The 10,344-nt window shown below is 69.9% G+C and carries 8 protein-coding genes, 4 pseudogenes and 2 riboswitches; of the genes and pseudogenes, 7 read left to right on the top strand and 5 right to left on the bottom strand.

The window, feature by feature from the left end; translation table 11 throughout:
• Window positions 1-307 (bottom strand): annotated as a pseudogene (locus AB0F01_RS31210) (hypothetical protein); the annotation flags it as partial.
• A 397-nt stretch (window positions 308-704) separates the two neighbouring features.
• On the opposite strand from AB0F01_RS31210, the gene AB0F01_RS31205 reads away from it, so the two are divergent.
• Together AB0F01_RS31205 and AB0F01_RS31200 are read left to right on the top strand one after the other, a co-directional pair.
• Window positions 705-1,550, top strand: a complete 846-nt coding sequence (locus AB0F01_RS31205) for a methyltransferase domain-containing protein (RefSeq protein ID WP_362102728.1) — start codon at window positions 705-707, stop codon at window positions 1,548-1,550.
• A 13-nt stretch (window positions 1,551-1,563) separates the two neighbouring features.
• Complete coding sequence (locus tag AB0F01_RS31200; protein WP_362102725.1) at window positions 1,564-1,914, top strand: cupin domain-containing protein; 351 nt, start codon at window positions 1,564-1,566, stop codon at window positions 1,912-1,914.
• Between the two features lie 513 nt (window positions 1,915-2,427).
• Here AB0F01_RS31200 and AB0F01_RS31195 read toward each other — a convergent pair.
• From AB0F01_RS31195 to AB0F01_RS31185, 3 genes and pseudogenes are all read right to left on the bottom strand, one after another.
• Entirely contained in the window at window positions 2,428-3,564 is a 1,137-nt protein-coding gene (locus AB0F01_RS31195; RefSeq protein WP_362102723.1) for a site-specific integrase, read from the bottom strand.
• A 564-nt stretch (window positions 3,565-4,128) separates the two neighbouring features.
• Window positions 4,129-4,782 (bottom strand): annotated as a pseudogene (locus AB0F01_RS31190) (metal ABC transporter permease); the annotation flags it as partial.
• The gene (locus AB0F01_RS31185) at window positions 4,779-5,414 is read right to left on the bottom strand and encodes an ATP-binding cassette domain-containing protein (protein ID WP_362102720.1); all 636 of its coding nucleotides are present in this window, start codon (window positions 5,412-5,414) and stop codon (window positions 4,779-4,781) included. The gene AB0F01_RS31185 and the pseudogene AB0F01_RS31190, both read right to left, overlap by 4 nt.
• A gap of 414 nt (window positions 5,415-5,828) precedes the next feature.
• A riboswitch (cobalamin riboswitch) is annotated at window positions 5,829-6,022 on the top strand.
• Between the two features lie 42 nt (window positions 6,023-6,064).
• On the opposite strand from AB0F01_RS31185, the gene AB0F01_RS31180 reads away from it, so the two are divergent.
• From AB0F01_RS31180 to AB0F01_RS31165, 4 genes and pseudogenes are all read left to right on the top strand, one after another.
• On the top strand, window positions 6,065-7,105 hold the full coding sequence (locus AB0F01_RS31180; protein ID WP_362102717.1) for an ABC transporter substrate-binding protein: 1,041 nt from the start codon (window positions 6,065-6,067) through the stop codon (window positions 7,103-7,105).
• Window positions 7,106-7,137: 32 nt separating this feature from the next.
• A complete protein-coding gene (locus tag AB0F01_RS31175; protein WP_362102731.1) occupies window positions 7,138-8,166 on the top strand; it encodes an iron chelate uptake ABC transporter family permease subunit in 1,029 nt (342 codons plus the stop codon).
• Window positions 8,163-9,011 (top strand): ABC transporter ATP-binding protein, encoded by an 849-nt coding sequence (locus AB0F01_RS31170; protein WP_362102715.1) that lies wholly within the window; start codon window positions 8,163-8,165, stop codon window positions 9,009-9,011. Before AB0F01_RS31175 ends, AB0F01_RS31170 begins: the two co-directional genes overlap by 4 nt.
• Window positions 9,012-9,128: 117 nt before the next feature.
• Window positions 9,129-9,278, top strand: a riboswitch (cobalamin riboswitch).
• 144 nt (window positions 9,279-9,422) lie between these two features.
• Window positions 9,423-9,632, top strand: a pseudogene (locus tag AB0F01_RS31165) (acyl-CoA thioesterase); the annotation flags it as partial.
• Window positions 9,633-9,643: 11 nt separating this feature from the next.
• Here AB0F01_RS31165 and AB0F01_RS31160 read toward each other — a convergent pair.
• A pseudogene (locus AB0F01_RS31160) lies at window positions 9,644-9,967 on the bottom strand (transposase); the annotation flags it as partial.
• Between the two features lie 196 nt (window positions 9,968-10,163).
• Here AB0F01_RS31160 and AB0F01_RS31155 point away from each other — a divergent pair.
• On the top strand, window positions 10,164-10,344 hold a 181-nt coding region (locus AB0F01_RS31155; protein WP_362102734.1), incomplete at its 3' end, for a hypothetical protein.

The following is a 10,344-nucleotide window of genomic DNA, read 5'->3' as shown; positions in this document are numbered from 1 at the left end:
TCCAGTGCAGGCGGGGGCCGATCGGGCCGGGAGCCGCGCCCCCGTGGTGGGGGTCGCCCTGGTGGTACGGGTCGCCGACGGCGAACGCCTGGGTGCGTCGCAGTGCTGCGACGACGGCCGTGGTTGTCGGGATCGCGGTCTCGGTGTGACGGGTCCATGACCTCCCCACTTGTGCCGCCCGCTCGAGGGCTTCGGCGGCGACCTGTCCAAGGGGGGCGACGAAAGCCTCCCGGGCTCCTTGAGCCGACAGAAGGCCGACGTTGACGCACCAGCCGAAACCCAGCGGGCCGAAGACGGGTGCGACCATGAGACCCAGGTCGGCGACGTAGCCCGTGGTCGACGGTACAGGTGGACACGGCGACGGAGTCGGTGGTGTCGACGCCGGCGCCTCCCTGACCGAGGCAGAGACGCAGGCCCGCCGACCGGCCCGCACCGAGGGCATCCTCGCGGGAGTCTCCGGCGGAGCGGCCCCACGCGGCCACCACCCTCGCCCACTCCCCGCAGCACAAGGGCGCACTGATCGTCGTCGTCCTGCCCCACACCGGGGAGCGCTGTCTCAGCACAGACCCGTTCACGACGAGGACACCGCACCATACCGGGCCCACAGGCCCCGCATTCGGGACCTTCGGCCCCCGCACCCCACCGTTTCACCAAGTTAGGGTTACCTAAGTAATGCTAGTGCGGGCAGAGAGCGAGGCACGAGCATGGCAGCGACAGACCCTCAGGCGCACCCCAAGGGCACCCCCGTACCCGGTGACGGACTCGACGCCGCCCGCATGCCCGGCCACTGGCTGCTGGCCCGCCTGGGCAAGCGCGTCCTGCGCCCCGGCGGCGTGGAACTGACCCGCTGGATGCTGGACAACCTGGCCCTCGGTCCGGACGACCGGGTGGTGGAACTGGCCGCCGGCCTGGGAGCCACCGCCCGGCTGACCGTCGCGCGCAAGCCGGGCTCCTTCACGGCCGTCGACCGCGACCCCGCCGCCGTGGCGGGATTGGGCACTCTCACCGCGCCGGGTGCGATCGAGACGACGGCCGTGCGGGCCGACGCCGCGGACACCGGTCTGCCGACCGGCAGCGCCACCGTGGTGTACGGGGAGGCCATGCTGACCATGCAGCCCGACCCCGCCAAACGCCGGATCGTTCGCGAAGCCCGGCGGCTGCTCACCAACGCCGACTGCCGGTACGCCATCCATGAGCTGTGTCTGCTGCCAGAGGACCTCGACCAGGAACACGCCGAGGCGATCACAAGGGATCTGGGCCAGGCCATTCACGTCGGCGCCCGCCCGCTGACTCCCCGCGACTGGGTCACCCTGCTCGCCGACGAGGGCTTCGTCGTCACCGCCCACCGGCGAACGCCGATGGCCTTGCTGGAACCCCGCCGGCTCATAGCCGACGAGGGGTTCGGGCAGGCCGTGCGCATCGCCGGCCGAGCCCTGCGCGACCCCGTGGCCCGGCGCCGCGTTCTTCAGATGCGCCGCGTCTTCCGCCGCCACCAGGCCCACCTCGGCGCCATCAGCCTCATCGCCACCCCCGCCCCGTCCCAGCTCTGAGGGAGCACCCGCCATGACCACCACCGTGATCACCGACCTGACCGCCGAACTGACCGTGCCCGAGGACGGCACCCTCAGCCGCGTCCTGTACCGCGACGACCGGGTGCGAGTGGTCGGCTTCGCCTTCGCCACCGGCCAGGAACTGACCGAACACACCTCCGCCCTGCCCGTGGTCATCCAGGTCGTCCAGGGCCGCCTCGACCTCACCCTGGGCGACGAGAAGACCGAGGCGGGGCCCGGCAGCTGGATCCACCTGCCCGCACGGCTGCCGCACTCCGTGCGCGCCACCGAGCCCAGCATCATGCTGCTCACGATGCTGCCCGCCCTCGAGCCGTCCGGATCCGAGGTGCCGTCCGCCGCATGACCCACGCCAGACGACTCGCACGGCGTCCCCGTCGGCCACCGTCAGAGTGTGAACTCGACCCCGCGCTGGTCCATTTGCAAAGTCGAACGGCCAGTGCGGGGCGTTGTCGGCAGGCGCGAATTCCCAATCCGCACGGTTGGGCAGGTGCGATTGCAGATGAGGTACCCCTGAAGGCGTTACAGGAGCGCGGCCGCATGGGGCGCCGAGCGCATCGTGCGCGCCCAGCGCAGATACTCTCACGACGAAGCCTCACCGGAGCGCCTTGAGGCTTCATCTCACGACTCCGGGCAGAGGCTCCGCCAAGGATGCCCCCGGTAAGCCTCGATCCATCACCGTCCCTGTCACGCGTCTGTCACCGACGACGCCGACGCCACCGGACCGCAAAGCGCTGACCTGCTCCAACGCACACACCATGGACTGGCGTGGACGTCCCCGGACGGTCTCTACAACCTGTGCCATGTGGTGCCACTGCAACCCGGACCGGAAGCAATCGTGGCAGGCTTCGTTATTGCCTCAGGCCGCGTCCCACAGGCCGGCGTCCAAAACCCGCGCCGCCTTGGTGACGCTCCCTGGCATCAGGTGCCGGTAGGTACGGTACGTCTCCTCGATCGACTTGTGCCCCATCCACTCAGCCACGTCGGTGATCGGGATGCCGCTGCCCAGCGCGTTGGAGGCGAAGTAGTGCCGGAAGCCGTACATCCCCATACCATCCATCACCGGCAGCTTCTCGAAGAGCGTGCGGACGCGTCGGCGTTCCATCGGCTCCGTGTAGTACCCGCTCGGCCCACGCAGCAGATACCCCTCCTTCGTCGTGCCGTGCTTCTCTTCATAGCGTTCGATCGCCTCCCGTACCGAGCGGGGCAGCGGCACCTCACGGAACTCCCCTACCCTTCGGTGCTTCAGCTTCGCCGGCCGGTGGGTGTTGGAGTGAATCTGCTCGTGCACCCGGTACACGTCGTTCGCGACCACGTTGTTGATGTTCACGGCCCGGGCTTCGCCGTTGCGTAGTCCGCAGCCCGCCATCATCACGATCTCCAGGGCAAGGTCGTCCGCCGCGACAGCCAACGCCTGCTTCAGGTAGGCCAGGTCCGGAATGACCACCCTCGCGCGGACGTACTCCGGTTCCTGCACTCCCTTGACCGGGTCATCCGCCATCGCGCCCTTGTCGTAGGCATCCCGCAGAATCGCCTTGAGCGTGCGCAGGATGTTGACTTGATTGCCCCGGCCGACGCCGTCGGCCTCCAACTCGTCCAGGAAACGCTCCACCACGATGGGAGTGACGGATATCAGCTTCCGTGACCCCAGGCGCGGAACGATATGGACGTTGATGGAGCTGCTGACGTGCTCGCCCGTGGAGTATGCGGTCATTCGGCGCTGGCGGGGAAGCCACTGCTTCGCGTACTCTGCGATCGTCTTCTGCCCCAGCTCCCGGCGCGCTTCCGCGACAGACGGCGCCGTGCGCTTCTTCTCCGCATAAATCTGCGTCAAGCGTTCAATCGCGTCGTCCTGCGCGCCGAACCCGCCCTCCTCAACCTGCTTCCCTCGACCGTCGCGGAAACGGATCGTGTAAGAGTGCGGGCACCGGGTCGGCCTGACACAGCCGCAGTCCTTGAAGAACGACCCCATACCGCGAGCGAGCTGACGAGCCATGTGACGCACCTTCCGAACGGGAGCCAGACATCTGCGCCCAAGCCCCCGCCGCGGCGGTCACCAGGTCAGCAAGCCAGGACGCCCTTGCACCTAATGCTGACCATTCGCTGACCCGAGCGGTCCCATCATACCTCTGACCTGCGTAAATGCCCAAATACTAGATCTTGGACTTGAACATGGTGCGCAGCACTTTAGACTCCTAGAAGACGGCTCCCTGCCAGCTTTCTGCAGGTCAAGGGCGTCGTTCACTGTACATCGGCATGCCTTCGGCTCGAAGACCTCCAGGAAAATCGTGCGTTGCTGTGACCAGACTTCCCGCCTGCGCATTTCAGCGCCAGCCAGGCTGCCGCGAAGCCACCGACCAGGCGCACGCGCGAGAAATCGTACGGAACTGATGCTGAGTGGATGCTGACTTACCTGACGTCTCATCAAGCATGTCGAGAGTCGACGGCATTGGGCCGGCTCGGGGGTAATTCGATGCCGGCTCGCAGGCGAGTGCGAGAGCGGGACGGGAGAGCCGACCAGCACGCTCCTTTACCACCCTTTCCCCTCTTCGCCATGAGCAAGGCGCGGCAGGGAGCGGGCCGGAAGAAGCGTCAGCGCGTCGACGAGGAGGGCGCCGGTGAGTTTGATGGCCCCGGCGACGGACACCGCGACCAGGACCAGCAGCACGAGGGTGAGCCGGTCGACCCGCACGCCCGAGGACAGGGCGAGTTCACGGTCGTAGAGGAGGAGCGCGATGTCTCTGCGACGCCACCAGAAAAGAGCCGGTACGACGACGGCCAGCACGACGAGCAGCCACAGGTCGGCGGTACCGACCGAGAGGATGGACCCCCAGAGCAGGGAGAAGGCGCCCGCCGCGTTGACGCCGGAGACGGCCAGCACGAGCAGGGCGGCAGCGATCGCCAGACTCATCAGCAGACCCATGGCACCTGACAGACCGTCCGGGGTACGGGCCAGCGGAGCGACTCCGGCGCCGGCGAGCGCGCAGGCCACCAGCGCACACAGCATGGGATCGAGCCCGGTCAGCAGAGCAACGGCGATGCCCAGGAGTGCGACATGCATCATCGCGAACCGCACCGGCATGATGTCGAGGCCGACGATGACGACACCGATCACCGGCAGTCCGACCGCGGCCACCAGCAGGGCGACACCCGCCCGTTGAACGGGCACGAGCTGCAGGAGCTGACCGACGTCGGCCGCGGCCAGGACGCTCACCGGACCTCCCGCAGACGTCCCGCGGCCATCTCCAGCACCCGGTCGCAGCGCTCGGCCAGAGCCCGGTCGTGGGTGACGACCACGACGGTCACCGGCAAGGAGAGCAGGACGTCGGCCGCCTCCTCCTGACCGGAGAAGTCGAGGGCGGCGGTGGGCTCGTCGGCGAGCAGGACGCCCGCCCCGGCCGCCACACAGCCGACCGCCCGCGCCAGGTACATACGCTGAAGCTGACCACCGGACAGAGTGTGCAACGGCCGGTCGGCGAGATGCCCGACCCCGAGCTTGTCGGCCGCCTCCGCCGCCTCGGCACGCGCACCGCCGCTGGCCAGCAACTCGCTTGCCAGCAAGGGAAAACGTCCGGTCGCCGGCTTCTGCGGGATCCACGCGCACGCCCGTCGCCGCCACGCCCACTCGGCAGCACTCCCGGTGTCCCGGCCACCCACCAGGATCCGGCCCGCGACATGCCGGTGCAGCCCCAGAACAGCACGCAGCAACGTGGTCTTGCCCGACCCGTTGGTACCGGTCAGCGCCACCCGTTGCCCGCGCACGACGTCGGGATCGACGTCGCGCACGGCCTCGACCCGGCCGTGCCGGCACACGACGCCCGACATCCGGACATCCAGCCCTTCCATGCCACCTCCCTGCCTCCTCACAGCAGTCGGACGGGAGAGGCGGACGGTTCCCGGGCGGGGCGAAGGATCCGCGACGGCAGCGGACTTGGCTTCCCGGACGGGCCGCGGCGCGTTCGGCCCGCGATGGCGGGGCTCGGGAATTGCGGCGCCATGGGCGCCGGACGGTGCTGGTCGAGAAGACGATCACGAGCAGGACGTCATACAACCGCTGCGGTCGGGGGTTCGGCAGACCTGGCCCGCGCCGCAGTGGCCTTTGTCCCCTTCGGCCGACGCCTGGGGACTCGCATGGCCGAACCAGCGCCGGAGAAGCCACTGGGAGCGGCGGCCACCTGGAGGGGGCGCGCCTCGGCCCGGCGGGCACCGCCGACGGGCAGGTCGGACCACATGGGTAAGGCTGTGGTAACTTCCGGACGCCAGTCGAACTCGTGGGCGTGTCCGTACACGTGCACGGGTCAGGGAATCCGGTGAGAGTCCGGAACTGACGCGCAGCGGTGAGGGTGACGGGCGGGGCAGCAGAGCCACTGGACGACGGTCACGGCCGGGTCCGGGAAGGCGTCCCGCCGGGGTGATCCCGAGTCCGAAGACCTGCTGGCGACCGATCGTCCGCACGGACCCCGCGTATGGGTCCCGACGCCTAGGAAGCCGCAACCGTGCACTTGTCACGTCCCGCCTGTTGTTCCGTCCTGCTCCTGACCGGGGCACTGCTGCTCACCGCGTGCGGTTCCGGCTCCGACTCCGGCTCGTCCCCGAAGTCCGGCGGCTCGGATGCAGGAGCCGTCACGTTCGACAACTGTGGGCAGAAGGTGACGGTCGAGGCTCCGCCGAAGAGAGCCGTGTCCCTGAACCAGGGCACCACCGAGATCCTGCTCTCCCTCGGCCTCGCCGACCGCGTGGTGGGAACCGCCACCTGGACCGACCCGGTCATGAAGGGACTGGAGAAGGCCAACGCCAAGGTGCCCCGGCTCGCCGACAACCAGCCGTCGTTCGAACGAGTCCTGGACACCGAACCGGACTTCGTCGCCTCCTCCTTCACCTCCACCCTGAGCAAGGGCGGGGTGGCCTCCCGCGAGAAGTTCGAGGAGCTCGGCGTACCGACGTACCTGTCACCCGCCGACTGCGAGGGCAAGGACAACAGCGGCGACGGCGACGGCTCACGGACCAAGCCCCTGACCATGGAGACGGTCTACCGCGAAGTACGGGAACTGGCCCGGGTCTTCGGCGTGGACGAGCGGGGCGAGAAGCTCGTCGCCCGGCTGAAGAGCCGGGTGACGAAGGCCACGGCGGGGATCCGCGCCGAGGACACCACCGTCCTGTACTGGTTCGCGAACCAGGAGTCCCCCTACATGGCGGGCTGCTGCGGCGCGCCCGGCATCATCACCCACGCGCTCGGCGCGCAGAACGTCTTCGACGACAGCACGCAGGAGTGGCCCCAGATCAACTGGGAGACCGTCGCCGACCGCGATCCCGACGTGCTCGTCATCGGCGACCTCACGCGCAAGTCGCAGACCGCCGAGTCGGCCGCGAAGAAGATCGCGTTCCTGCAGTCGAACCCGGCGACGAAGAACATGAAGGCGGTGAAGGAGAAGCGGTACGTCCTGCTCAGCGGGCAGGCCATGAACCCGACGATCCGTACCGTCGAGGGCGTGGAGAAGGTCGCCGCGGCGCTGCGCGAGTACGGGCTCGCCGGATGAGAACCGCCCTGCGGTCCTCCCCGGTCCGCCCCATGCGGGGTGCCGTCCGGTTGGTGCGCGTCGTCGCCGGCCTGGGCGCCGGGCTGGCGGTGCTCACCGCGTCCGTCGCCGTGGCCATCACCATCGGTCCGGCGGACATCGCGGTGGGCGACGTGTGGTCGGTGATCGCCTCCCACCTGGGCTGGGGTTCGACGGATCTCACGCCGATCCGCGAGGGCATCGTGTGGAACCTGCGGCTGCCTCGCACCCTGCTCGCCGCGGTGTGCGGGGCCGGACTCGCCGTGTGCGGCGCGGTGATGCAGTCCCTGCTGCGCAACCCCCTCGCCGATCCCTTCGTCCTGGGCGTCTCCTCCGGTGCGTCGACCGGCGCCGTCGCCGTGATCGTCCTCGGCGCCGGCGGCGGCGTCCTGACCGTCTCCGGCGGCGCCTTCGTGGGCGCCCTGAGCTCGTTCGCTCTGGTGCTGCTCCTCAGCCACACCCTCGGCGGGACGACCGACCGGGTGGTCCTGTCCGGGGTGGCCGCGATGCAGTTGTTCTCCGCCCTGACCTCGTTCGTCGTGACGACGGCGGCCGACGCGGAGACCACCCGGGGCGTGCTGTTCTGGATGCTCGGCTCGCTCAGCGGGGCCGGCTGGACCGAAGTGGGGCTCTGCGCGGCCGTCCTGGCGCTCGCCCTCGTGCTGTGCCTCGGCTACGCACGCACCCTGGACGCCTTCGCCTTCGGCCAGAACGCCGCGGCCACGCTCGGGGTGTCCGTCGCCCGGACCCGGTTGGTGCTGCTGTGCGTGACCGCGCTGCTGACCGCCGCGCTGGTCAGCTCGGCGGGGGCGATCGGCTTCGTCGGCCTGGTCCTGCCGCACGCCGCCCGCGCCCTCGTCGGCCCGGGGCACGCCAGGCTGCTGCCGGTCACCGCGCTCGCCGGGGCGGTGTTCCTGGTCTGGGCCGACACCCTGGCCCGTACCGTCCTCGACCCCCAGGAGGTGCCGGTGGGCGTGGTCACCTCACTCGTCGGTGTTCCGGCGTTCGTCCTGGTCCTGTACCGCACGAGGAGGATGCGATGACGACCGGCACCGAGCGGCGGGACGACGGTACCCGGCCGCCCGGCCGTGGACAGGCACCCGCCGGGCCGCACACCCTCGCTGCCGACCGCGTGAGCCGCACCCTCGACGGGCGGCTGATCGTCGACGGTGTGAGCCTCACCCCCCGGCCCGGCTCCGTGACCGGGGTGCTCGGCCCCAACGGCTCCGGCAAGTCGACGCTGCTGCGGCTGCTGTCCGGCGTCCTCGCCCCCGCCTCCGGCATCGTCACCCTCGACGGGCGTCCCCTCGGCGCCTGGGGCCGCCGCGCCGTCGCCAGGCGCGTTGCCGTCGTCGAGCAGCACTCCGACACCCTCGTCGAGCTGACCGTTCTCGACGTCGTACGCCTCGGCCGCATCCCGCACCGACGCGCTTGGACCCCCGCCACCGCGGCCGACGAGGAAGCCGTGCGCAGCGCCCTTGAGCGCACCGGCCTCACCGGCCGCGCGGACCAGCCCTGGCACACGCTCTCCGGCGGCGAGCGCCAGCGCGTGCAGATCGCCCGCGCCCTGGCCCAGGAACCGCGCGAGTTGCTCCTGGACGAACCCACCAACCACCTCGACATCCAGCACCAGCTCGACTTGTTGAAGCTGATCGTCGAACTCCCCGTCACCAGCGTCGTCGCCCTGCACGACCTGAACCTGGCGGCCATGTACTGCGACCAGGTCGTCGTCCTCAGGGGCGGCCGGGTGGTCGCTGCCGGAACCCCGGGCGACACATTGACCGAGCCCTTGATCGCCGACGTGTACGGCGTACGCACCGAGGTCACCCGCTCCGGCCCGGGCGACCGGCCGCACATCCGCTTCCTGGGCACGGTGGCAGCGAACTGAGGGCGGCCCCAGGCCCCGAACGACGAGACGTGGCCCGTAGGATCGCGCGCGCAGCTGGTTCGCCCCGCCCTCCCCCATAGCCCTGAAGGCATGGGGCCCCCACGGCAGGGCGTCGTGAGAGGGAACCCGGTGGGACACCGGGACTGCCCCGCAGCGGTGAGCGGAGACGACCGCCGTCATACGCACTGGGTCCGACGTACCGGGCCTGGGAAGCGACGGCCGGCAGGAGTGTCGTACGACGAGACGTGCCCGCGAGTCCGAAGACCTGCCACCTGCCCGCGCACCCGTACTCGCATGCGGTTCCGCCCTTGTCCCGACTCGCGAAGGAGAGTTGACGTGGCCGACCGACATGCCACCCTGCCCACCGACACGAAGCACCCGGCCGCATCACGGGTGACGCTCGCGCACATCATGAGCGAACACGACACCAACCTGTACGGCACCATCCACGGCGGAGTGGTGATGAAGCTGATCGACGACGCAGCTGCGGCTGCCGCCGGACGACACGCCCACGGGCCCCCGGTGACCGCCTCTGTCGACGGGATGGCGTTCCTGGCCCCGGTACGTGCCGGCGATCTGCTCACGGTGCACGCCGAGCTCGAACGCGCGGGAAGGACATCCCCATCGTGTTGTCAGGCCGCAACCGTGACGGGAGGTGAACTTTGATGGCACTGACCGTCACGGATCATGGCCACAGGACGTTGAGGCGACGGCGTGCGAGCGCGAGCAGGGCCTGCTTGTGTCCCCTCCCCTCGCTCCGCTTGCGCCGGTAGTACGTCTTGGAGGCCGGGCAGGCCGGCCATCGCCGAGAGGTACATGGCCCACAACAGTCCGCGATGGTAGCGGCGGGGTCTGCGCAGGTTGCCGCTGACGCGGCCGGAGTCACGGGGCTGCGGAGCCAGAACGGCGAAACCCGCCAGGCGGTCGGCGCTGCCGAAGACGTCCATGTCGCCGCCGTGGTTGAGGTCGACCGCCCAGAGCACGTCGGTGGATATCGCCAGGACATCGCCAATGAGTTCCAGCAGTTCAGACCCGTCGTTCTGGACGCGGCGGGACAGCAGCCGGTCGCCGTCCGTGTTGAGCACCATCACGGTCACCTCCGCCGGCTCGTCGTCACGTCAACCCAGCGGACGACCTCGCCGACGTTGGCCTATGCAGCGATCGAGTCACGTCTCCCAATGGGCGGTCGAGTCGTCGCGGGGCCCGGGGCGGCCATGTCTATCGAACCCGGAGCAGTTCACCGAGTGGGCCGCGATGAAAGCGGTCGCCCAGAAGCTGGGCATCGGCACGACCGAGACCCTGCGCAAGTGGGTACGGCAGGACCAGATCGATG

The organism is Streptomyces sp. NPDC029526, from assembly GCF_040637405.1.
In the GTDB taxonomy this organism is placed as follows: Bacteria; Actinomycetota; Actinomycetes; order Streptomycetales; family Streptomycetaceae; genus Streptomyces.
Note: the sequence above shows the minus strand (reverse complement) of the source record. Positions and strands in the feature narration are given on the sequence as shown.

Coding starts and splice junctions, on each gene's coding strand:
- AB0F01_RS31205 (WP_362102728.1), top strand. CDS start 705: ATGGCAGCGACAGACCCTCAGGCGCACCCCAAGGGCACCCCCGTACCC.
- AB0F01_RS31200 (WP_362102725.1), top strand. CDS start 1,564: ATGACCACCACCGTGATCACCGACCTGACCGCCGAACTGACCGTGCCC.
- AB0F01_RS31195 (WP_362102723.1), bottom strand. CDS start 3,564: ATGGCTCGTCAGCTCGCTCGCGGTATGGGGTCGTTCTTCAAGGACTGC.
- AB0F01_RS31185 (WP_362102720.1), bottom strand. CDS start 5,414: ATGGAAGGGCTGGATGTCCGGATGTCGGGCGTCGTGTGCCGGCACGGC.
- AB0F01_RS31175 (WP_362102731.1), top strand. CDS start 7,138: ATGCGGGGTGCCGTCCGGTTGGTGCGCGTCGTCGCCGGCCTGGGCGCC.
- AB0F01_RS31170 (WP_362102715.1), top strand. CDS start 8,163: ATGACGACCGGCACCGAGCGGCGGGACGACGGTACCCGGCCGCCCGGC.